The following is a 20,814-nucleotide window of genomic DNA, read 5'->3' as shown; positions in this document are numbered from 1 at the left end:
GCCTCCCCTGGCTGGTCTTCCCAGCCGGGGAGGCAGTGCTTTTCCCGGAACTTAGTGATTCACTCACGCCCCGGAGGTTGGGTATGGAATTTATTGGAGAAAAACTCCTACAAGTAGTGATAGCCCTGGCGATATTCGCAGCGGTTATCGGCCTCATCATGCTGCTGGTGGACAGAGCACCTAAATCGGTCAAGGACAAAGTAACCGTTGCGGGCTTCCTTGCCCCCGCGGCCATCCTGATGCTGGTGGGCCTGGTCTATCCGGCCATCCGCACGTCGATGTTGGCTTTCACGGATGCCAGTGGAAATGGCAACGGTCTTGACAACTTTGTATGGATGTTCACGCAGCCTGAGGCTCTGACCACGCTGCGGAACACCGTTATTTGGACCGTCCTGGTTCCCCTGCTGTCCACAGGCTTTGGACTCGCCTACGCAGTATTCATTGACAAGGCCCGCGGCGAAAAGGTACTTAAGTCGCTCGTCTTTATGCCAATGGCCATCTCCTTTGTGGGAGCCGGCATCATCTGGAAGCTCGTCTACGACTACCGCGGTCCGAACATCGAACAAACCGGTGTGATTAACTTCTTCCTCGTCGCCTTGGGGATGGAACCCAAGCAGTTCCTCCTCGACGCACCGGGAAACACCATGTTCCTCATCATTGTGATGGTCTGGATCCAGACTGGCTTCGCAATGGTGATACTGTCGGCAGCCATCAAGGGAGTACCGGTGGAACTTACCGAGGCAGCCCGACTGGATGGCGCTAACGCGTGGCAGCAGTTCCGTAACGTCACTATCCCGGGTATCCGTGGAGCTCTGGTGGTTGTGCTGACCACCATTACGATCGCCACCCTGAAGGTGTTCGACATCGTGAGAACCATGACCGCCGGAAACTACGACACCTCGGTGGTTGCCAACGAAATGTACACTCAGGCCTTCCGGGCCGGTGAGCCGGGACGCGGTGCGGCTTTGGCCTTGGTTCTGTTCCTGATGGTGCTGCCCATCGTTGTGTACAACGCACGAGTCCTTCGTAAGCAAAGGGAGATCCATTGACAGCCACGCCAGCCCCGAAAGAGGCCTCGAAGGGCGCCACCCGGCAGCGTCCTGGATCCGATCCCACCGAGGATGCCCAGCCGATGATGCGGCGGGTGAAGACCAAGCTCACGTCCAAGTGGGCAACAGCGGCAGCGATCATTATCGCCGTCGTGTGGTCCGTCCCGACGTTCGGTCTCTTTGTTACCTCATTCCGTCCCGCCGCCAAGCAGGTTGGCCCCCGCTCCGACGGTTGGTGGAATGCGTTCACTGACTGGCAGTTCACGTTCAAGAACTATACGGACGTCCTGGTCCCGGCGGGCTCGCAATCTGCCAACCTCTCCCAGTACTTCGTCAACTCCATAGCGATCGTCATCCCGGTCACCGTCTTCGTGCTGGTACTGGCATCCATGGCTGCCTATGTTTTCGCCTGGGGTAAGTTCAAGGGCCGCGACGCACTCTTCATCTTCGTCTTCGCCCTTCAGATCATCCCGCTCCAGATGGCGCTGATTCCGCTCCTGCAGTTCTTTACGCAGACCCTGCAGCTCCCCGCGGGCTCCTACGCGCAGTTGTGGATCGCCCACACCATGTTCGGCCTTCCGCTGGGCATCTTCCTGCTGCACAACTTCATCTCGGAAATCCCTGGTGAAGTCATCGAGGCGGCAAGGGTGGACGGTGCCGGACACAGCACCATCTTCTGGCGGATCATTCTGCCGCTCTCCGTCCCGGCATTGGCATCGCTGGCCATCTTCCAGTTCCTCTGGGTCTGGAATGACCTGCTGGTGGCACTGGTGTTCTCCGGTGGTACGGCTGACGTGGCTCCGATTACGCAGCGTTTGGCGGAACTCTCCGGTACCCGTGGCGCCAGGGACTACCTGAACCCGGCGGCTGCATTCGTCTCCATCATCATCCCGCTCCTGGTGTTCTTCGGATTGCAGCGCTACTTCGTGCGCGGCCTGCTGTCCGGCGGCCTCAAGGGCTAGGAACTGCAGCCTCGGTTACGCAGCGCATTACGTCGCTGCGTAACCGAGGGCTGCAAACCACAAGTCCACAATTAAGGTGAAGGCGGAGCAACGGCGGCCGGAGAGGGGAGCCTGTGTCAAAAACAACGGGTAGGTCCCAACGAGGTGGCCATGCGGGCGTCAGCATCGAGGACGTCGCCGCTGCTGCCGGAGTTTCCACTGCGACAGTCTCACGGGCAGTGCGGGGACTGCCCCGGGTGTCGCCGGCAACTCGTGAAAAGATCCTCGAAGTCGCCAGTTCCTTAGGGTACGTGGCGTCGTCGTCGGCCTCGGGTCTGGCGACAGGCCGTACGCGCACCATCGGCGTGCTGGCCCCTTTCGTCAGCCGGTGGTTCTTCTCCAAGGCCATCGAAGGCGCGGATCGGGAACTGCATTCACGCAAGTACAACCTTTCCCTGTTCAACCTGGGCGGCCACGGCAGCAACCGTGAGCGGCTTTTCAGTTCCACCATGGTCTACAAGCAGATCGACGCCCTGCTGGTGCTGTGCATGTCTTTGACCGAGGAAGAGCTGGAACACCTCCATAAGATCGATATCCCACTGGTTGTGGTGGGTGGCCACGTGGAGGATTGCGCGTACATAGGCATCAATGATTACGACGCCGCGTCCACCGCCGTGCGGCATCTGCTGGACTTGGGCCACAAAGACATCGCCCTGCTCCATGGCGACGACGAAACGGACCTGAACTTCGACGTGCCCCGTGTGCGTATCCGTGCCTTCCAGGAAGTCATGACCGATGCCGGCCTGGAAGTCCGCCCCGAATGGGACCAATGGGGGGATTTCACGGTGGCCAGCGGGCAGCAGGCCTTCAATCGTCTCTGGAGTCAGCCCGGCCGCAAGCCAACGGCCATTTTCTGCTCCTCGGACGAGATGGCTATGGGCGTCATTTTCGAAGCGGGACGCCACGGCGTCAGGGTGCCGCAGGACCTCTCGGTGATCGGGATCGACGATCACGATTTCTCGTCATCGATCGGCCTGACCACTGTGGGCCAGCGACCCGACAACCAGGCGGAGAGGGCCACCAAGATGCTGTTGGATGAATTGGACGGCAACCCGGAAGCAGTGCATTCAGAGGTGGCCCCCCACAAGCTGATTGTGCGCGAGACAACGGCCCCGCCGACACCAAGCTAGGAACACGCCAGGCTAGGAAGCGCGGGCCAACTGCCGGATGGGGATCCACCGCGAGGCGAGCCGGCGGTAGGCAGCAGCCGCGCCGGTCATGTCGCCTTCGGCCAGGCACTCGATGCCCAGGCGAACATCCATGGGGGACTCGTCCGGGTATACCTTGTCCGCTACGGCACCATAATCCAGCTCCACCATGGACTGGACGTGGAAAAGTTCCAGCCATTCCGTGAGCTGTGTCAGGTCATCCAGCATGTCCAAATCCGGCGCAGCCAACGCCAAATGGGCCACGGCGAACCGCGCTCGGTCCAGCGCCTCAGTCAGGGGCGTCCAGACCCGCACGGTGAGAATGCGCCCCTCGGATTCCACCACATCCTTGCGGTCCGACTCGTTGAAGAGAGAGAACCAACTGAACGGGATTCCCCATGTTGAGGCACGGGTATGCACGCGCTTGGCGTCTTCCCCGGCGTTGATGCGATCGATCCGAACTTGGTGCTTGTCCCGTTGCGACACCGGGATAAGAAGATCGGCCAGGGGACTATGCACGCCGTCCATGAGCGCATTGGCCGCCAAGCCAGCCCGGATCACCAATTGGCTGGGGCAGTAAAGCAGCCGTCCGGCGTCGTTATCTTCTTTGTCCGATGCCGCAGCGTGCCGTCCAGTGGGCACGCGCGTCATGCGCACCAGATCCGTGCGGCCGGTGGGGAAAGGATCGCCGCCGGAGCGCGTGATACGTCCCAGCGAGGCTTGGAGCTCCGCATTTTCGACGGCGGCCCGGGAACCGATCTTGCCGCCCTCCGCCACGAGTTGGCGCTGCTGTTCGGGCGGGAAAGCCTCAAGGGGCTCGTAAATGCGCAGTGACGAAGAGAACGGCAGACCTGCCTGGCCCCGATACAGGTTTCCAGTCATGTCAGCCGCCCCTTTCGTCAGTGAACCTGTACTTAACCTGCGAGCTCCACGATGACGGGAGCGTGGTCCGAAGCGCCCTTGCCCTTGCGCTCTTCGCGGTCGATGGAGGCGCCGGTGACCCGCGATGCCAGTGCGGGGGAGGCGAGGCAGAAGTCGATGCGCATGCCTTCCTTCTTGGGGAAGCGCAACTGCGTGTAGTCCCAGTAGGTGTAAACGCCGGGGCCCGGAGTGTAGGGACGGACGACGTCGGTGAACCCGGCGGCTTCGAAGGCATGGAAGGCGGCGCGCTCGGGTTCGCTGACGTGGGTGTAATTGTTGTTGCGGAAGAGCTCGATGTCCCACACATCGTCGTCGAACGGGGCGATGTTCCAGTCACCCATGAGTGCGATCTGGGCGGTCGGATCGGACTTCACCCATTCGGCTGCGTGGCCTTGCAGGACGTCAAGCCATTTGATCTTGTACGGCATGTGTTCGTCGTCCAGTGAGCGGCCGTTGGGAACGTAGAGGCTCCAGATGCGGATGCCGCCGCAGGTGGCTGCGATGGCCCGGGCTTCCTGCGCGGGATCCTTGCCTGCCTTGCCGAACGTCGGCTGGTCCAGGAAGGTGCGCTGCACGTCTTCCAAGCCCACCCGGGACGCGATGGCAACACCGTTCCACTGGTTCACGCCAAAGTGCGCAACCTCGTAACCCATGCGCTCGAAGAGCTCCCACGGGAAGTTCTCGTCCTTGCACTTGGTCTCCTGGATGGCCAGGACATCGCAGTCACTGCGCTCAAGCCAAGCTTCAACGCGGTCGGCACGGGCGCGGAGGGAGTTCACATTCCAGGTTGCTATCTTCACAGCCACTAACTTACCGAACTTGGCGCTGAGCGCATCCCCTGACGGCTTTTTACCCGGTGGACTCCCAAGGTCGGCGGGCGAAAAGCGGCGGTGAAGTAGCCAGCTTACGGAGCCCGATGCCCGACGCGATCAGCAGCAACCCTGTCACGATCGCGAATGCTGCCAACATTCCCACGAGGCCCAGGATGCCAAGTCCCGGGTTGACCAGGACCACAATCCCGAACACGGTAGTGATCAGGCCGGTCAAGAACCAGATGCCCCAACTCCGGAGGAAGCTCCTCGCGGCAAGCGACAGGATGATTTGGGAGAGTCCCAGGACAAGGGCCCACAATCCGATGAGGACACCGATTGCTGCTGCCATAATTCCCGGCAAGGCAATTGCCACAATGCCGGCTGCGATGGAGACGAAGCCACCCACTACGGTCCAGCGGGAACGGCCGGCCGGGTCGTAGAAATAATGCGCCACGCTGATGATGCCGTCGATGATGGCGAAGAATCCGAACATGACAACCACCACGAACGCAGTAGCACTTGGCAGCAGAAGGATTAAGAGGCCAAAAACAATGGCGAGGACTCCCCGGACCAGCAAGGCAGTTCCCGGGGTTTTGAACATTTTGCGATCCGCTACGTCCGACATACGGTCAGCGTAGCCAACCCCGTGTCCTACCGCATCCCCTCGCGCCGGATAGCGGTGGCAATTGCTGCGGCCCGCGTCTCCACGCCCAGTTTGGCGTAGATGTGGGCGAGGTGGGTTTTGACGGTGGCCTCGGAAATGAACAGGCGTTTCCCAAGATCCCGGTTGCTGAGGCCCTCGGTCAGTAGGCTGAGCAGCTCGGCTTCGCGAGGGGTGAGGATCTCGTCAGGATTCCGCAGTTGTTGGAAGAGGCGCGACGCCACCGGCGCACTCATCACGCTCTTCCCCTGCACCGCGCCTCGAACTGCTGCAAAGATCTCTTCCGGCGCGGCGTCCTTGAGCAAATAACCCATGGCTCCGGCGTCCACAGCCCGGACGATGTCGGCGTCGGAATCGTAGGTGGTGAACACGATGACGGCCTGCTTTGGATTGCGCTCCCGCAACTGCTTGATGGCTTCGATGCCATCCATTCCGGCGCCCATGGCGAGGTCCATGAGGACTACCGCGGGCGAGTGGTGGGCGGCCGCTTCCAGTGCTTCCTCGCCAGAGGCTGCTTCCCCGACGACGGCGATATCGGCCTGGGTGCCCAATAGCGCCTTGAGTCCGCTCCGGACTACGGTGTGGTCATCCACGAGTAGCACGGAGATCGTGTTCACGGGGCCTCCTTCAGAGCGATTTCCTGATGAGCGGGCGGTGTTAGAGGCAATTGCGCCGCAATGATGGTGCCCTCACCCGGCGTGCTCTCCACTGACAATTCTCCGCCCAACTGTTCCACGCGTTGCCGCATGGCCCGCAGTCCGTATCCTCCGTTTGCCGACGGCGGAGGTACCGCTGAGGGATCAAAGCCGCGACCGTCGTCGAACACGTCCAAGGTGACCGCGTCCGGCAGGTACCCGAGTGTCACGCTGGCGTGGTTTGCGCTGGCATGGAGTTTGATGTTGGCCACGGCGCTCTGTGTGACGCGGAGCAGGGCATGCCGGACCTCGGCAGGAAGGGGGTGGGGGTCGCCAGTGACCCGGATGCTGACGGTCTCAAAGTACTGCCGTGCGGCGTGTTCCAAGGCCTCCGGGAGCGGGCCTGTCTCAAGGCCGGGAGCGGAGAGTTCGTGCACCAAGCTGCGGGTGTCGGCGAGATTCCGTCTCAGCAAGTCTGTTGCTTTGCGAACGTCTTGGTGGGCGGTTTCGGCGGGCCAGGAGCGCTGGGCGGCCTCGAGGAGGAGCAGGCCGCTGGCCAAGCCTTGGGTGACGGTGTCGTGGATTTCACGTGAAACGCGCTCGCGTTCGACGGCGATTCCGGCTTCACGTTGCTTGGTGGCGAGTTGCTCCTGGTCGCGCTCGATCTTGTCGTAGATCAGGGTGAGCAGGGCACCAGCAGCGAGAGGGCCGAGCAGCATGGCGATGTCCGTCCAGCCGCTCATCCGGAAGAGCCCGACGGCGGTGGCGCACGCCGTCGCCCCTCCGGCCACGTAACCGGCCCATCCGCGGAAGGCCGTGCGCGTAAGGAAGAAGATGGCGAAGGAACACCACGCGAAGCTCGGGGCGACCACCACCAACGCGGCCCAGGCTGCCACCAGGGCGACCATCCACGGGATCCACAGCTGTTGCTTGCGCTGGCCGGGTTGTTGCCGGTGAGCCAACACGGCCGTGACCGCATATAGCGCACACACCGCAGCGGCCAGGGCCACGGTCCACAGATTGTCCGCGGGGGAGTGTCGCATGACGTACCTGACCGCAGAGGCCACCATCAGTACGGCGAAGCCCAGGTGCACCACGGCGTCAATGCGGCCATCAAGCCTGTTGCTGGTCCCGTTGCTGGGGCGTGGACGTGCAGTTGGCATGGGTGGTTCCCGTTCCCGGTTTTCGGTGGAAAGGCGTTCTTTCCATGCTAGAGCCCGCCCAGGCACTGGTCTCTCCACCTTTTGGCTGAAACCGGTGGCGGAAAGGCTGAGCCGGGGCGCGGCGCCCGGCCGATGTGGCTTCGGGCGGTCCGCGGAAGCATGGATGTGTACCCGCTGCTAACAACCAGGAGAACACCGTGAAGAAGTCCAACAAGATGATTGCCGCCGCCGCTGCCGGAGCACTGTTGCTCACCGGCGGTGTCACTGCAGTGGCCAACGCCGTGGCACCCGCAGCCGCGCCAGCTGCCGCAGCAGTGAAAGTTGCCGCAGATGTTCAGCCTGCACCGGAGAACGTCGTTGCGCAGAACCGCATTTCCGTGGGTGCCTCGAGCAAGGCCGTCAATGCCGCGCTCGCCAAGTGCCAGGCCGACAAGCTGCCGTTCGTGACCGTTGCCTTGGTGGACCGCTTCGGCACCGTCCAGGCACTCCTCCGTGGTGACAACGCCGCCGAGCACACCATCGAAGCGGCCAAGCAGAAGGCCTACACGGCAGCAGCTTTCGGTGCTCCGACCAGTGAGCTGGCCAAGCGCGTCAACGGTAACGGCCCGTCCATCGCCGACCTTCCCGGCACCTTGTTCCTGCCCGGCGGCGTTCCGCTGAAGGTCAACGGCGTTTCAGTGGCCGGCATCGGAGTTGGCGGCGCACCCGACGGCGCTCTGGACGAGGCCTGCGCTACCGCTGGTGCTGATGCCTTGGCCGCGGCTGCGAAGTAGCCTCGACATATGAGTTCCATGAAGGCGCGCGGCCTGGCGGCGGGTTCAGTGATCGGTGCAAGCATACTGATCGCCGGGCTCGTGGCCGGCTGCGCGCCCTCGTCGCCTCTGCCGGCAAGCACAGGCTCGACGGCGGCCGCCCCGCCTTCCAGCCCGACGCCGGCTCAAGCAGTTCCCACCGAAGCCGAGCCATCGAGCGCGAGTCCCGGCCCGGCGTCGTCGGCTGCTGTGCCACCCAAACTGTCACCGGAGGCTCAAATCGAAACCGACCGACTCCTGATCCTCGCCGCAAAGGCCAACGACGTTGCGAAGGTCCGTGAACTGATCGCGGCGGGCGGGAACGTCAATGCGAAGGACGACATCCAGGACTCCGCGTTCCTCTATGCCGGAGCTGAAGGCTTCAACGAGGTCCTTCAGCTGACGTTGGCTGCAGGAGCGGATGTTCGCAGCACCAATCGGTACGGCGGCACCGCGCTGATCCCTGCGAGCGAGCATGGGCACACGGAAACTGTTCGGATCCTGATCGCAGCGGGTGTGCCCGTGGACCACGTCAACAACCTGGGCTGGACCGCCATGCAGGAAGCCATCTTGCTCAACAGTGGCGGCCCAAAGCAACAGGACGTGGTCCGGCAACTCCTCGCGGCAGGAGCCAACCCCGACATCCGCGATCCAGAAGGCCGAACCGCCCTGCAAAATGCAGAGCGGCTCGGGTTTACGGAGATCGCGGCGCTGATCCGGAACCGCTGACCCAACTGAGTCGCATTTGTGCGCGTTTTGAGCGGTCAAAACGCGCAGTGCTGCTACTTACTTGGGTTAGACAGCTTCCAGCACGCTCACGTAGTTGGCGATGCCCACGCCGCCCATGTTCTGGACCGCGCCCCGGCGGGCCTTGGGTAACTGCATGTCGCCTGCGGTCCCGCTGAGCTGCATCGCGGCGATGACGTGCTGCGACACCCCAGTGGCACCCACCGGGTGGCCCTTGGCCTTCAGCCCGCCGGAGACGTTCACGGGCAGCTTGCCGTCCTTATAGACCCATCCTTCCGTAATGGCGCGGCTTCCTTCGCCGCGGGGAGTCAGGCCCATGGCTTCGTACATGATGAGCTCGGCGATGGTGAAGCAGTCGTGCACCTCGGCGAAGTCCAAGCCCTCAATACCGACGCCTGCCATGCCCAGCGCCCGCTCCCACGACGACCTGGTGGCTGCGAATTCGGTGGGATCGCGCTTCTCCGCGGGGAAGAAGTCGTTGGCGTGGCCAAACCCGGCGAGGCGCACGGGCGCGGTTGCGCCTCCGGTGGCCGACGTGGAAAGCACGACGGCGGCAGCACCGTCCGAGACCGGCGAACAGTCGGTGCGGCGCAAGGGTTCGGCCACCATGGGGTTCTTTTCGGAAATGGTCCGGCAGAACTCCTCGCCGAAGTCCCGGTGCATCTGGGCATACGGGTTGTCCATGCCGTTGCGGTGGTTCTTGGCGGCGATGGAACCGAGGACATCACCGAGGCCACCGGGGTACTTGTCGGCGTCGATGCTTGCCCCGTAGCGCTTCCCGTAGTGTTTGGCGACCTCCGCGAACAGCCCAGTGAACCCCGTGGAAGAGGCTTTTCCTGCCATCTCGTACGAAGCGCCGAGCAAGGCCGCCCCCACAACGTCGGCTCCGGCGTCGGTCATCTTCTCCGCGCCGATCACCAGGACATTCCGGGCGGTCCCGGCGAGCACTGCCTTGACGCCCTGCTGGAACGCCGCCGAGCCGGAAGCGCAGGCGTTCTCTGTGCGCGTCGCGGGAACGTTGGCCAAGTCCGCCGACAACTGAAGTGCCAGCGACGACGTGAACCCCAGAGGCTGCATGCCCGAGTTGAACTGGCCGAGGTAGATTTCGTCAATGTCCTTCGGGTCCAGCCCGGAGTTACTGATTGCTTCGCCGGCAACCTGGACAATCAGCGACTCCAAGGTGTCATCAGACAGTTTGCCGAACTTGCTGTGCCCCCACCCTGTGAGCAGGATGTCCTTGCCGAATTGGTCCTTCAGGCTCATGCGTTTACTCCTTCAAATGTGTGTTCAACAGAGGCGAGCGCCACGGTGAACTCTGCCTCGGTCTTGCTGCGGATCTCTTCCACCGTGACGCCAGGGGCGAGGCGGGTCAGCAGCAGCCGCGTGCCGCCGTCGTGCTCTTCTTCGATGTCGAAAACGGCGAGGTCCGTGATGATCCGGTCAACGCACTTGAGTCCCGTGAGCGGGAGCGTGCATTCGGTGACGATCTTGGCCGAACCGTCCTTGGCGTTGTGCTCGGTGAGGACCACCACCCGCGGTGTCCCGGCCACCAAGTCCATGGCTCCGCCCATCCCTTTGACCATCTTGCCGGGGATGGTCCAGTTGGCCAGGTCCCCCGAGCCGGACACCTGCATGGCACCCAGGATGGCCACCTTCACGTGCCCGCCGCGGATCATGCCGAACGACGTAGCGGAGTCGAAGATGCTGCCGCCGGGGGTGATGGTGACGGTCTGCTTGCCGGCGTTAATAAGGTCGGCGTCTTCATCGCCCTCGTACGGGAACGGGCCCATGCCGAGCAGGCCGTTCTCGCTCTGGAGGACCACCCGGACGCCGTCGGGCAGGTTGTTGGCCACCAGCGTGGGGATGCCGATGCCGAGGTTGACGTAATCGCCGTCGTTTAGTTCTTCGGCCGCGATGGCGGCCATTTGGTCTCGTGTCCATGCCATGGTGATGTGCTCCTTCGCGTTTAGACCGTCAGTGCTTCAGCGCGCCGCGCTTCAGGGCGGGGGCGGACCGTGCGCTGTTCGATGTCCTTGGCCCGGCTGGTTGCCTGCACCAGCCTCTGGACGTAGACGCCCGGTGTGACGATGTGGTTGGGGTCCAGCTCGCCCGGCTGCGCGATGACCTCAGCCTCGGCAATGGTCACTGCACCTGCTGTGGCAACCACCGGGTTGAAGTTCCGCGCGGTGTAGCGGTAGATCAGGTTGCCGTCGGTATCAGCGGTGTGGGCGTGAACCAGGGCGACGTCGGCGGTGATGGCGCGCTCGCGGACGTATGTCACGCCGTCGAACTCTTCCAGGGGCTTGCCTTCGGCAACCAGGGTTCCGACGCCGGTCCGGGTGTAGAAGGCGGGGATGCCGGCGCCGCCGGCGCGGAGACGTTCGGCCAGCGTGCCCTGCGGCGTGAACTCGACCTCGAGCTGCCCGGCGAGGTATTGCTCAGCGAAGAGCTTGTTCTCGCCGACATAGGAGGCGATGACCTTCCGTACCTGCCCGGCTTCGATCAGGACGCCAAGGCCTTTGCCGTCCACTCCCATGTTGTTGGAAACGATGGTGAGGTCCTTCGCGCCCGACTCGCGGACGGCGTCGATCAGGTCAGCGGGGATTCCGCTGAGGCCAAAACCTCCGACGGCGATGGTCAGGCCGTCTGCCATCAGGTCATGAAGCGCTTGGCCTGCGCTGGCGTGAATCTTGGCCATGCTTGACTCCTCTTTGAGCGTGGTTGGATGGTATCCACTTTGTGGACTGTCTGCCTCTGTGTTGGAGCCTATGGTTCTCGCGGACCGCGGTCAATGGCACGGGCTGTTGGCGGCTCACGGTGTGGACGCTACCCTTGAAGGTGTCCATATTGTGGATAAAATCTACTGAAGGGTGCTGTAGTGGTTCAAGGAGCACAAGTGGTGGGCCGGATTGCCCTGTTGCTTCGGCTGGTGGGACGCAAACCCGAGGGCACCTCATTGGCGGGCTTGGTGCGCGAGTCCGGGCTGACCCGGCCAACCGTGCACCGACTGCTGACGTCCTTGGCCGCCGAGGGTTTGCTGGAACACGACTCGGCCTCCGGAAAGTGGGTGCTGGGCCCGGAGATCTTCCTGCTGGGATCCGTAGCTGCTGCGCGTTTCCCCATGGAGGACATAGCCCGGCCGTCGCTACGCAGGTTGGCTGCAGAAACTGGTGAGAGCGCCTTCTTCTCCATCCGCCGTGGAAACGAAACCGTGTGCGTTCTGCGGGAAGAGGGCTCGTTCCCGGTGAGGTCCTTCGTGCTGCACGAGGGCGTGCGGTTCCCGTTGGGCGTGGCATCTGCCGGAACAGCCATCATGGCTTTCCTGCCTCCCCAGGAACAGGAATCGTTGCTGGGGGACTGGCCTGCGCATGCCGGGGAGTTTGCCGTGGGCCACCCTGCTGACGTGGTGAGGGGAAACCTGGAACAGACGCGGTTGGCTGGCTACTCGATCAATCCCGGGTTGATCCTGGAAGGCAGTTGGGGCATGGGAGCGGCAGTGTTTGACCAGCAGGGCCGGCCTGCGTGGGCGCTGTCCTTGACGGGAATTGAACCCCGGTTCCGTCCGGACCGCCAGGAATTCCTGGGCAAGCTGTTGCTTGAGGAAGCCCACCGGATGACAGCGCGGTTGCAAGGGTCCTGACCCAAGTAGGTAGCATTTGTGCGCGTTTAGACGGCTCAAAACGCGCACAAATGCGACCTAGTTGGGGGAGCGGAGGTCCAGCCGCATCAGCACCCTCGGGAAGCCGTTGAGAACGGAGGTGGTTTCAGCGACCTTCTTGAATCCGGCCTTCTCGAACAGCCTGCGGGTGCCAACGTACGCCATGGTCAGATCGACCTTGCCGCCTTTGTTGTCCACCGGATAACCCTCAACAGCGGGCGCGCCATGGCTCTTTGCGAAGTCAATCGCCCCGCGCAGTAACTCGTGCGAAATGCCCTTGCCGCGATGTCCGGGACGCACCCGAATACACCAGACCGACCATACGTTCGTGTCGTCCACATGGGGGATTTTGCGGTTCTTCGCGAAACTGGTGTCCGCGCGGGGGTGCACGGCTGCCCACCCAACTACTTCGTCGCCGTCGTACGCCAAAACACCCGGGGGAGGGTCCTCGGCCACCAGCTTCTTCACGAACCTGCCGCGCTCTTCGCCCTGCAACTCGAGGTTCAGCGTGGACGGGATGCGGTAGCTCAAGCACCAGCACACATTGGCATCGGGACGTTTGGGCCCCACCACGGCCTTCACGTCATCGAACACCGTCGCGGGCCGAACTTCGATTGCCATGCCGCCCATCCTGTCACTGGGTTACACCCCGCCGCAGCAATCCCGGATAAAAAACTTTTTCAATCCGCACCCATCCACCCCGCCCCACCCTCCGAATAGCTGGTGAGACACAAACCGCCGGTGAGGCAAAAGCAGCACCAGTAGCCCGTGTCCCACCACCCAATGGACCCAACGCCCTGGTTCCAAAAACAAGGAGAATGACATGTTGTCCACAAAGCGCCCCGCCCTCGCCTTCGTTGGCCTCACTGCAGCCGCCCTTCTCGGTCTCACTGCCTGTGGTGGTTCCAGCACCTCCAGCACACCGGCTGCTTCATCTGCCGCTCCGGAAACCTCCATGGCGGCACCGTCGCCGTCGGCCTCCGCCATGAGCAGCGCCGCCATGGATCCGGCCGCTAACCTTGTGGGCCCCGGCTGCGCCGGTTACGCCGCACAGGTTCCGGACGGTGCCGGTTCGGTAATGGGCATGGCCCAGGACCCGGTAGCCGTAGCAGCATCGAACAACCCGCTGCTCAAGACCCTGACCGCCGCCGTTTCCGGTCAGCTCAACCCCAAGGTGGACCTGGTTTCTACCCTGAACGGCAGCGAATTCACGGTGTTCGCACCGGTTGACGATGCCTTCGCCAAGATCGACCCCGCAACAATCGAGACGCTCAAGACGGACGATGCCCTGCTGAGCAAAATTCTCACCTACCACGTAGTCCCCGGTCAGCTGACCCCGGACCAGATCGTCGGCACCCACAAGACTGTCCAGGGTGGCGAAGTGACGGTTGCCGGCACCAAGGATGCCCTCACGGTTGACGGAGCTTCCAACGTGATCTGCGGTGGCGTCCAGACCGCCAACGCCACGGTTTACCTGATCGATTCAGTGCTGATGCCCAAATAGGCCATAGGGCTTTAGAGACACCACACAGAAGACACACAACAAAGCAGGCGCCGGAATCCGGCGCCTGCTTTGTTGTGTTGCGGAGTGTTTCCGATTAGCGGCTGAAGTCACTGTCGACGTAGGAACCGATCTTGCTGTGTTCCGATCCGCAGGGGCAATGGTCAAGCTCAATGCGGACTGTCACGGGCTTGGATGCATCCAAGGTGAGGGTCACGTCCTCGCTTGCCTGGTTGTCGAGACTGGCCTGGGTGTTGAGACGGAGGGTGCCGTTGGGAGAGGTGTTGGGCATGGTGGACCTTACTGATGTGTGAATGGGGTTAGCCAAAGCTGGGTTACTTGTGGTCGGAGTCCTGTGGGGGCTTGCCGACGAGGGGGATGGTTCCCGTAGGTGTTCCCCCGGAGCAATCGGACTCCGTGCATTTCTCGGCGCACTCGTGCTTGGTGACGAGGTCGAACTGAACGCCGCCGTGTTGTTCCACCCCGGTGCGGATGGCTCGCTCCACCACGGAAGTGGCCAAGCGCTTGTGCAATTGCAGTGGGTCGCGGCGGAGGTCCTTGACCAGCGCGAAACAGAGCAACAGCATAACGATCACGAATGGCAGAGCTGCCACGATGGTCACTCTTTGCAGGCCCGACAAGGCCTCCGATGGCTTATCACCGCCGGCCAGCAGCATGACCGCTGCCACTGCTCCGGTGAGGCTTCCCCAGAAGATCACCACTCCTCGACGCGGGTGCTCGGCACCGTTTGAGCTCAGGGATCCCATGACGATGGAGGCGGCATCGGCACCGGTGACGAAGAAGATCGCCACCAGCACCATGGCCAGGACTATGACGGCTGCCGTCAGCCAACCGGGCATTCCCAGGTTCTTTACCAAGTCGAAGAGGGCGCCATCGAAGTTGATGGAAGGTGCGCCGTCCACCATGGTGACGAGCCCCGGAGTGCCGGCCTTGTCTGCCTCCTGCTGGACGTGGAAGGCGGCACCGCCGAAGATGCCGAACCAGATGACGCTGACAACGCTGGGCACCAGCAGAACGCCGGTGACGAATTGGCGGATGGTGCGACCGCGGCTGATGCGGGCGATGAACATCCCGACGAAGGGCGTCCAGGAGATCCACCAAGCCCAGTAGAAGATGGTCCAGCTGGTCATCCAGCTACGCAGGGACTCGTCTCCCACAGCTTCGGTCCGTGATGACATTTCGGCAAGGTCCCTGGCGTAGTCACCCACGGCGGAAGGGATCAGGTTCAGGATGAACAGGGTAGGCCCGGCCACGAACACGATCAGGGCGAGAACAACAGCCAGGACCATATTGATGTTGGAGAGCCACTGAATGCCGCGGCTGATGCCAGACACGGCAGATGCCACGAAGCAGAAGGTCAGGATCGCGACAATGACCACGAGCACGGGAGTGCCGATCTCACCCAGCCAACCATTCGAAGTCATGCCGCTGCCGATCTGGAGGGCGCCAAGGCCCAGTGAGGCGGCAGTTCCAAAGAGCGTGGCGAAGATGGCCAGGATGTTGATGAACTTCCCGAGCGGGCCTTCCACCATGCGGATGCCAAAAAGGGAGGTGAAGGCTGCGGAGACCAGTTGCTTGCGGCCCAAACGGTAAGTGCCGTAGGCCATGGCGATGCCGACTACTGCGTACATGGCCCAGGGGTGCAGTGTCCAGTGGAAGATCGATGTAGCCATGGCAGTCTGGATTGCTGCTGGCGTGCGGCCGTCCACTGTTCCCGGCGGCGGCGAGATGTAGTGGTACAGGGGTTCAGCCACACCGTAGAACATGAGCCCAATGCCCATGCCGGCGGCGAACATCATGGCCACCCAGGAGATGGTACGGAACTCGGGCTTCTCGCCGTCCTTGCCCAGCGGGATGTTGCCGAACTTGCCGAGGGCAAGCCACAGGACGAAGACGACGAACAACGAGGCGAGGACCATGAAGAGCCAGCCGGTGTACTCCATGACCCAGTTCAGGGCGCCTTTGGAGGTATCGGAGAGGCTGTCCCGTCCGACAAATCCCCAGACCACGAAGGCGACGGCGATGGCGCCCGTGATCCCGAAGGTGACTTTGTCGAGGGTAAGTTTGCGGTTCCGGCGGGCCGAAACGGCCTGCTCGGTCTTGGCGTGGCGCAGCTCTTCCATGATCTGTTCGTATTCTCCAGAATCGGGAAGGGTCTCTGCGCCTCCGTCCTCAGCGTCGAGGGCTGCCAAGTTGGTGTCATCGGGGGAGACCGTGATGATTTCCTCAGGGTTCTCCGCTTGGGTGGGGCTGGCTGCTGCCGGGTTACCTGCCAAACGATCGTCGGCAGGTAACTCCTCTGGTGTTAAGGGTTTTGTGTCACTGTTTATAGCCATGAGCGGGTCCTTTGCTCGGCGAGTCATGGGTTTGCGTTTATACATGGCCCTGATAAGTGAGGCCGAAGGGGAGGTTGGGGGCTTCCCTGCTGCCCGTGTTGCTGTCCCCGGTCGTCGCTTCATGAGCGTAGACGGGCAGTTCCATGGTGCACCTCATAGGTCGGACGGATTGGTTGAACGCTGGGCTCGTGGGGCCCGAAGGGCGTTCCGCATGAATCAACAACATTCGCGCTAAGCAACAGAGTGCGCCCCGTCACACTCAAAGTCAAGGCTTTTCCGCACTTTGACGGCAAGTTGATATATCAATTGGCCTTGAGGGTCACAGCTGCCCTTTGCGGTTGCTGTTGCCCTTGGGGCTGGTGGAATTGCCGGGACTGCTGTGCCTAGCGGCGCCTGTAACCCATCCGGGCGCTGATGGTCAGCCCCGCCTCGCGGAGGCCGTCGATAAGCCCCGGCTGGTCCTCGGGCAAGAAGCGGAACGCCGGGCCGGAGATACTCACCGCGGCAATGACACTTCCCGAATGGTTGAAGATGGGCACGGCAATGGCGGTGAGGCCGATTTCGAACTCTTCATGGACTGTGGCGTACCCGTTGCGGGCCACGTCCAGCAGCTGTTTTTCCAGCTCCCCGCGGTTGGTCACGGTGAGTGGCGTTCGCGCGGGCAGGCCCACTGCCTTGAGGACTTGGCTTCGTTCGTCGGCGGTCAGCGCGGCAAGAAGGACTTTGCCGCTGGATGTGGCATGCAGTGGAGTCAGGCTGCCTACCCAGTCGTAGGTGGCCAGCGTTGAAGGTCCCATCGCCTGGTCCACGTTGACGGCATAGTTTGACCGCAGCACAGCCAAGTTGACGGTTTCCTTATATTCGGCCGCAAGCGACTCCAGGACTTGTCGCGCCTCGTGCACCACACTCAGCCTGCCGGGAATCGAAGACGCCAGACGGAGGATCCCGAAGCCCAGCTGGTACTTGCCGCGTTCACTGTTCTGCCGGACGATGTCACGGTTGACCAAGGACCCCACCAACCTGGACACGGTGGACTTATGGATGCCCATTTCTTCGGCGATGTCACTCACTCCGGCATCGCCGTCACGGGCCAGGATTTCCAGGATCTGAAGCGCACGGTCAACGGATTGGACGCCGCCGCCTTGGGCGTCTACGTCCTTGTCGATGTCCGGGTTGTTGCGTGCGGCCATGGTGCCTCGTGTCATTGTCCAGGCAGGCCGCCCTGAGCCGGTAGCCCTGTTCGGCCTGCACCCTCGTCTTTCCTCATCCTAGACGGAGTTTGCACGGACCCTTTCGCGCCATGGGACTCACGTGATTCAGCAAATCCTGCCGAAGGGCCCAGCCCACCACTTTGTCCACGGCATTGTGGCGGCCGACGTCTTCCCGCAGGCACAGCAGCTCCGGGATGGAACCATCCACCTTGAAGAGCCCTGCAGCATGAACCCCTCCGGTTCTGTCGAAGACGGCCTGCGCTTCCCGGAGGCGCTCCGGGAGCTCGGCGAGGACATCCACTGGAACCTGTAGCCGGTCCAAGGATGGATCGAAGTGGATGGGTCTGCACCCCGTCCTCATGGTCACGGCAAAGGAGGTGCCTCCAATCCTGATTTCCAAGGGTTCTTCGGCGGCCAGAACATCCTCCTTGAACCGCACGGAATTTTCGCTGTCTGTTGTGCGTCCAAGCGGAAACGATGGATTTTCCTGCGCTGGGTCATGCGTGCCATCCGGCGTACCCTCCTGGTTGGTCCGGGGAACTGATGGGTGCTGTCCACGGCAGCGGCAGGACGGGAACGGGCGCGCCGGCTGCGACGCCTTCAGGAGGAACTGCCATGTATCCGTCTGCCCAAGCAAGCCGGCGCATCATCCCCGGACCCGTGTGGGCGTCAGGGAACGCGAGACCGTGGATAAAGGTGCAGGGTATGAGCCGTGTCCGCTTGGGGTCCGGCTCGATGTCGGCCCCGGACGTCATCAGACCGGCGCCACGGAGAGGCCTGTTTCCCAGGGCCGCCAACAAGGGTTCGCCAAGGGTCATGAGCGCCAACATGGCGGCCAACGGATTGCCCGGAAGCCCGATGACGAAACGGCCATCAGGAAGTTCCGCCAGCATGGCTGGATGCCCTGGCCGCATCGCGATCCCGTCCAAGAGGAGCCGGCCTCCGAGTGTCACGATGGCATCGCGGAAGTGGTCTGTCCCGGATTTGCCTGTCCCGCCGGTGGTGATCGTCACCTCGGGTGGTGAGCCCTCAGGGACGCGGCCCAGCGCAGCCATCCACTCTTCAGACGAGTCGCCTATCCTGAGCTGGCCGCCGGGCTCCCCGCCCAATAGCGAAATGACGGCATCAAGCTGTGGGCCGAACGCGTCGCGGACCTGTCCTGGTGCAGGCTGACCTGAGGTGACCACTTCCGAACCGGTAAGTACGACGGCGACCCTCGGCTTGCGCTGTACCTGAACGTGATCGTGTCCGGCCACAGCAGCGAGGGCGAGGTGTGCAGGATTGAGGACCGTTCCGGCGGGTATGAGGACTTCTCCCGCCAAGGCTTCCTCACCGGCTGGACGAATATGCCGCCCAGGGAGTGTCTCGCCCGGCTTCGCGTCGTGCCTGAGTGAGAGGTGCCCGTCCCCGTAGACGTGGCCGCTTTCCTTGCGCAGGACTGCCGTGGCACCGTCGGGCACGAGTCCGCCCGTGGCGATGACGCTGGCTTCGCCCGGTGCCAGCGGCAGCCCCGTCGTCGTCATTTTTCATGGTCCGCTGCCGCTGAAGGCCCAACCGTCCATGGCTGACGACGCATAGTGAGGGAGGTCCCGGTGGGCGGTGACGGGGCTGGTCAGGGTGCGCCCCATAGCTTCGCGAAGGGTCATTGTCGAGGACGGCAACGGGCCGGCACAGTGGTAAGCCAGTTGTCGAGCTTCGGCCCAGGTGGGTGGGTGCCGCGGTTCGCCGCTCACCATGAACCCTGCGTGAGCGTCGGTGAAGGTTGCTTGTGCAAGCATGAATGTCCGCTTCCTGAGGTGGTGCTGCTGGTGTGACGCAGATACCGGGGACTGCCCGGCCTTCCCGTAATTCTTGCCGCGCAGTCCCCGGTATCCGTGTGGTGCGTGCTGTGCCCGACGTGAATTAAGCCTTCACGTAGCCGTTGGGGTTCAACACGAACTTTGTTGCCGCTCCGGCGTCGAATTCGGCGTAGCCGCGCGGTGCGTCCTCGAGCGGGATGGCCTGGGCGTTGACTGCCTTGGCGATCTGGACCTTGTCATGGAGGATGGCCATCATCAGCTGCCGGTTGTACTTCATGACGGGGCATTGGCCGGTGGTGAAGGACAAGGACTTCGCCCAGCCGGTACCAAGGGACAGCGAGAGTGAGCCGTGCTTGGCGGCATCGTCGATTCCACCCGGATCGCCCGTGACGTAGAGCCCGGGAATGCCCAGGGATCCGCCGGCGGCAGTGATGTCCATGAGGGAGTTCAACACAGTGGCAGGAGCTTCGTGTGAGGCATCCTTACCGTGGCCGCGGGCTTCGAAGCCCACCGCGTCCACGCCGCAATCCACCTCCGGAACGCCAAGGATTTGTGCGATCTGCTCTTTCGGATCGCCGTTGGAAACGTTGACTGTTTCGCAACCGAAGGAGCGCGCTTGCGCCAGGCGGTCCTCGTTCATGTCGCCCACAATCACGACGGCGGCGCCAAGCAGCTGTGCGCCCACGGCGGCAGCAAGGCCCACGGGCCCGGCGCCTGCGACGTAAACCGTGGACCCCACGCCCACGCCGGCAGTGACTGCGCCATGGAAGCCGGTGGGGAAGATGTCCGAGAGCATGGTCAAGTCCATGATCTTCTCCAGGGCTTGATCGCGGTCCGGGAAGCGGAGCAGGTTCCAGTCGGCGTAGGGGACCAGCACGAACTCTGCTTGTCCGCCGACCCAGCCTCCCATGTCCACGTAGCCGTAGGCGCTGCCTGGGCGGTCAGGGTTGACGTTGAGACAGATGCCGGTCTTTTGCTCCTTGCAGTTCCGGCAACGGCCGCAGGAAATGTTGAAGGGGACCGACACGATGTCGCCCACTTTGATGAACTCGACGTCGGGCCCCACCTCCACCACTTCGCCGGTGATTTCGTGGCCGAGGACCAAGTCCTGCGGAGCTGTGGTGCGGCCACGGACCATGTGTTGGTCCGAACCACAAATGTTGGTGGTAACAGTACGGAGGATCGCGCCATGCGGCACCTTCCGTCCGACGTTTGCCGGGTTGACGCCCGGTCCGTCCTTGAGCTCAAACGTTGGGTAGTCAGTGTCGATGATTTCGACGACACCGGGTTCCTTGTAGGCGACTGCTCTGTTTCCTGACATGGTCACTCCCTATTCTTTGGCTGTTGCTGAAACGTGCTG

20 protein-coding genes and 2 pseudogenes are annotated in these 20,814 nt (G+C 62.8%); 7 read left to right on the top strand and 15 right to left on the bottom strand.

The genetic code is table 11. From position 1 onward, the window contains the following. The first annotated feature begins 83 nt into the window (after nucleotides 1–83). The 3 genes from AC0J5Z_RS21725 (at nucleotide 84) to AC0J5Z_RS21715 (ending at nucleotide 3,180) form a co-directional block, all read left to right on the top strand. Nucleotides 84–1,049, top strand: a complete 966-nt coding sequence (locus AC0J5Z_RS21725; protein ID WP_475036469.1) for a carbohydrate ABC transporter permease — start codon at nucleotides 84–86, stop codon at nucleotides 1,047–1,049. After that, nucleotides 1,046–2,011: a carbohydrate ABC transporter permease gene (locus tag AC0J5Z_RS21720; protein WP_475036468.1), complete on the top strand. Its 966-nt coding sequence runs from the start codon at nucleotides 1,046–1,048 to the stop codon at nucleotides 2,009–2,011. Before AC0J5Z_RS21725 ends, AC0J5Z_RS21720 begins: the two co-directional genes overlap by 4 nt. A 113-nt stretch (nucleotides 2,012–2,124) precedes the next feature. After that, nucleotides 2,125–3,180 (top strand): LacI family DNA-binding transcriptional regulator, encoded by a 1,056-nt coding sequence (locus tag AC0J5Z_RS21715; RefSeq protein WP_475036467.1) that lies wholly within the window; start codon nucleotides 2,125–2,127, stop codon nucleotides 3,178–3,180. A 12-nt stretch (nucleotides 3,181–3,192) separates the two neighbouring features. Here AC0J5Z_RS21715 and AC0J5Z_RS21710 read toward each other — a convergent pair whose 3' ends face one another. Genes AC0J5Z_RS21710 through AC0J5Z_RS21690 form a run of 5 tightly spaced genes read right to left on the bottom strand, consistent with a single transcriptional unit; the run spans nucleotide 3,193 to nucleotide 7,390 of the window. Continuing rightward, the gene (locus tag AC0J5Z_RS21710) at nucleotides 3,193–4,080 is read right to left on the bottom strand and encodes a DUF8083 family protein (protein ID WP_475036466.1); all 888 of its coding nucleotides are present in this window, start codon (nucleotides 4,078–4,080) and stop codon (nucleotides 3,193–3,195) included. Between the two features lie 32 nt (nucleotides 4,081–4,112). Then, nucleotides 4,113–4,919, bottom strand: coding sequence for an exodeoxyribonuclease III (locus tag AC0J5Z_RS21705; protein ID WP_475036465.1), 807 nt, complete (start codon nucleotides 4,917–4,919; stop codon nucleotides 4,113–4,115). A gap of 49 nt (nucleotides 4,920–4,968) precedes the next feature. After that, the gene (locus tag AC0J5Z_RS21700) at nucleotides 4,969–5,556 is read right to left on the bottom strand and encodes an HdeD family acid-resistance protein (protein ID WP_475036464.1); all 588 of its coding nucleotides are present in this window, start codon (nucleotides 5,554–5,556) and stop codon (nucleotides 4,969–4,971) included. A gap of 26 nt (nucleotides 5,557–5,582) precedes the next feature. Continuing rightward, a complete protein-coding gene (locus AC0J5Z_RS21695) occupies nucleotides 5,583–6,209 on the bottom strand; it encodes a response regulator (RefSeq protein WP_475036463.1) in 627 nt (208 codons plus the stop codon). After that, the gene (locus AC0J5Z_RS21690) at nucleotides 6,206–7,390 is read right to left on the bottom strand and encodes a sensor histidine kinase (RefSeq protein WP_475036462.1); all 1,185 of its coding nucleotides are present in this window, start codon (nucleotides 7,388–7,390) and stop codon (nucleotides 6,206–6,208) included. Before AC0J5Z_RS21690 ends, AC0J5Z_RS21695 begins: the two co-directional genes overlap by 4 nt. Before the next feature lie 197 nt (nucleotides 7,391–7,587). Between AC0J5Z_RS21690 and AC0J5Z_RS21685 the strand changes: the two genes are divergently transcribed. After that, nucleotides 7,588–8,163: a GlcG/HbpS family heme-binding protein gene (locus tag AC0J5Z_RS21685; RefSeq protein ID WP_475036461.1), complete on the top strand. Its 576-nt coding sequence runs from the start codon at nucleotides 7,588–7,590 to the stop codon at nucleotides 8,161–8,163. Nucleotides 8,164–8,181: 18 nt separating this feature from the next. Next, entirely contained in the window at nucleotides 8,182–8,910 is a 729-nt protein-coding gene (locus AC0J5Z_RS21680; RefSeq protein ID WP_475039828.1) for an ankyrin repeat domain-containing protein, read from the top strand. Nucleotides 8,911–8,976: 66 nt separating this feature from the next. On the opposite strand, the gene AC0J5Z_RS21675 is transcribed toward AC0J5Z_RS21680, so the two are convergent. From AC0J5Z_RS21675 to AC0J5Z_RS21665, 3 genes are read right to left on the bottom strand one after another with little or no spacing between them, the layout of a single operon-like run. Then, nucleotides 8,977–10,191, bottom strand: a complete 1,215-nt coding sequence (locus tag AC0J5Z_RS21675) for an acetyl-CoA acetyltransferase (protein ID WP_475036460.1) — start codon at nucleotides 10,189–10,191, stop codon at nucleotides 8,977–8,979. Continuing rightward, nucleotides 10,188–10,874, bottom strand: a complete 687-nt coding sequence (locus tag AC0J5Z_RS21670; protein WP_475036459.1) for a CoA transferase subunit B — start codon at nucleotides 10,872–10,874, stop codon at nucleotides 10,188–10,190. The genes AC0J5Z_RS21675 and AC0J5Z_RS21670 overlap by 4 nt, the downstream gene beginning before the upstream one ends. Before the next feature lie 20 nt (nucleotides 10,875–10,894). After that, nucleotides 10,895–11,626, bottom strand: a complete 732-nt coding sequence (locus tag AC0J5Z_RS21665) for a CoA transferase subunit A (protein WP_475036458.1) — start codon at nucleotides 11,624–11,626, stop codon at nucleotides 10,895–10,897. A 180-nt stretch (nucleotides 11,627–11,806) separates the two neighbouring features. Here AC0J5Z_RS21665 and AC0J5Z_RS21660 point away from each other — a divergent pair, with 180 nt between their 5' ends. Continuing rightward, nucleotides 11,807–12,568 (top strand): IclR family transcriptional regulator, encoded by a 762-nt coding sequence (locus AC0J5Z_RS21660; protein ID WP_475036457.1) that lies wholly within the window; start codon nucleotides 11,807–11,809, stop codon nucleotides 12,566–12,568. Between the two features lie 57 nt (nucleotides 12,569–12,625). On the opposite strand, the gene AC0J5Z_RS21655 is transcribed toward AC0J5Z_RS21660, so the two are convergent. Beyond that, nucleotides 12,626–13,207 carry an N-acetyltransferase family protein gene (locus tag AC0J5Z_RS21655; protein WP_475036456.1) on the bottom strand — a complete coding sequence of 194 codons (582 nt, stop codon included), beginning with the start codon at nucleotides 13,205–13,207 and terminating at the stop codon, nucleotides 12,626–12,628. Between the two features lie 202 nt (nucleotides 13,208–13,409). Here AC0J5Z_RS21655 and AC0J5Z_RS21650 point away from each other — a divergent pair, with 202 nt between their 5' ends. Next, nucleotides 13,410–14,090, top strand: coding sequence for a fasciclin domain-containing protein (locus tag AC0J5Z_RS21650; protein ID WP_475036455.1), 681 nt, complete (start codon nucleotides 13,410–13,412; stop codon nucleotides 14,088–14,090). 94 nt (nucleotides 14,091–14,184) lie between these two features. Here AC0J5Z_RS21650 and AC0J5Z_RS21645 read toward each other — a convergent pair whose 3' ends face one another. From AC0J5Z_RS21645 to fdhA, 6 genes and pseudogenes are all read right to left on the bottom strand, one after another. Continuing rightward, complete coding sequence (locus AC0J5Z_RS21645) at nucleotides 14,185–14,379, bottom strand: hypothetical protein (protein ID WP_475036454.1); 195 nt, start codon at nucleotides 14,377–14,379, stop codon at nucleotides 14,185–14,187. Between the two features lie 43 nt (nucleotides 14,380–14,422). Continuing rightward, nucleotides 14,423–16,444: a BCCT family transporter gene (locus AC0J5Z_RS21640; protein WP_475036453.1), complete on the bottom strand. Its 2,022-nt coding sequence runs from the start codon at nucleotides 16,442–16,444 to the stop codon at nucleotides 14,423–14,425. Nucleotides 16,445–16,827: 383 nt separating this feature from the next. Continuing rightward, nucleotides 16,828–17,634, bottom strand: a complete 807-nt coding sequence (locus tag AC0J5Z_RS21635) for an IclR family transcriptional regulator (RefSeq protein ID WP_475039823.1) — start codon at nucleotides 17,632–17,634, stop codon at nucleotides 16,828–16,830. Nucleotides 17,635–17,761: 127 nt separating this feature from the next. Further along, nucleotides 17,762–18,165: pseudogene (locus AC0J5Z_RS21630) on the bottom strand (formate dehydrogenase accessory sulfurtransferase FdhD); the annotation flags it as partial. Then, nucleotides 18,153–19,433, bottom strand: a pseudogene (locus AC0J5Z_RS21625) (molybdopterin molybdotransferase MoeA). The pseudogenes AC0J5Z_RS21630 and AC0J5Z_RS21625, both read right to left, overlap by 13 nt. Nucleotides 19,434–19,557: 124 nt before the next feature. After that, nucleotides 19,558–20,775 carry a formaldehyde dehydrogenase, glutathione-independent gene (fdhA, locus tag AC0J5Z_RS21620; protein ID WP_026005570.1) on the bottom strand — a complete coding sequence of 406 codons (1,218 nt, stop codon included), beginning with the start codon at nucleotides 20,773–20,775 and terminating at the stop codon, nucleotides 19,558–19,560. Nucleotides 20,776–20,814: the final 39 nt, after the last annotated feature.

The organism is Paenarthrobacter sp. TRD_SC_7 (assembly GCF_056156245.1).
The sequence above is the reverse complement of the archived record's forward strand: the minus strand, read 5'-3'. Positions and strand labels throughout refer to the sequence as shown.

Excerpts from the sequence above, each read along its gene's own strand:
- AC0J5Z_RS21725 (WP_475036469.1), top strand. The coding sequence starts at position 84 with ATGGAATTTATTGGAGAAAAACTCCTACAAGTAGTGATAGCCCTGGCG.
- AC0J5Z_RS21710 (WP_475036466.1), bottom strand. The coding sequence starts at position 4,080 with ATGACTGGAAACCTGTATCGGGGCCAGGCAGGTCTGCCGTTCTCTTCG.
- AC0J5Z_RS21700 (WP_475036464.1), bottom strand. The coding sequence starts at position 5,556 with ATGTCGGACGTAGCGGATCGCAAAATGTTCAAAACCCCGGGAACTGCC.
- AC0J5Z_RS21690 (WP_475036462.1), bottom strand. The coding sequence starts at position 7,390 with ATGCCAACTGCACGTCCACGCCCCAGCAACGGGACCAGCAACAGGCTT.
- AC0J5Z_RS21680 (WP_475039828.1), top strand. The coding sequence starts at position 8,182 with ATGAAGGCGCGCGGCCTGGCGGCGGGTTCAGTGATCGGTGCAAGCATA.
- AC0J5Z_RS21675 (WP_475036460.1), bottom strand. The coding sequence starts at position 10,191 with ATGAGCCTGAAGGACCAATTCGGCAAGGACATCCTGCTCACAGGGTGG.
- AC0J5Z_RS21670 (WP_475036459.1), bottom strand. The coding sequence starts at position 10,874 with ATGGCATGGACACGAGACCAAATGGCCGCCATCGCGGCCGAAGAACTA.
- AC0J5Z_RS21665 (WP_475036458.1), bottom strand. The coding sequence starts at position 11,626 with ATGGCCAAGATTCACGCCAGCGCAGGCCAAGCGCTTCATGACCTGATG.
- AC0J5Z_RS21655 (WP_475036456.1), bottom strand. The coding sequence starts at position 13,207 with ATGGCAATCGAAGTTCGGCCCGCGACGGTGTTCGATGACGTGAAGGCC.
- AC0J5Z_RS21650 (WP_475036455.1), top strand. The coding sequence starts at position 13,410 with ATGTTGTCCACAAAGCGCCCCGCCCTCGCCTTCGTTGGCCTCACTGCA.
- AC0J5Z_RS21645 (WP_475036454.1), bottom strand. The coding sequence starts at position 14,379 with ATGCCCAACACCTCTCCCAACGGCACCCTCCGTCTCAACACCCAGGCC.
- AC0J5Z_RS21640 (WP_475036453.1), bottom strand. The coding sequence starts at position 16,444 with ATGGCTATAAACAGTGACACAAAACCCTTAACACCAGAGGAGTTACCT.
- AC0J5Z_RS21635 (WP_475039823.1), bottom strand. The coding sequence starts at position 17,634 with ATGGCCGCACGCAACAACCCGGACATCGACAAGGACGTAGACGCCCAA.
- fdhA (WP_026005570.1), bottom strand. The coding sequence starts at position 20,775 with ATGTCAGGAAACAGAGCAGTCGCCTACAAGGAACCCGGTGTCGTCGAA.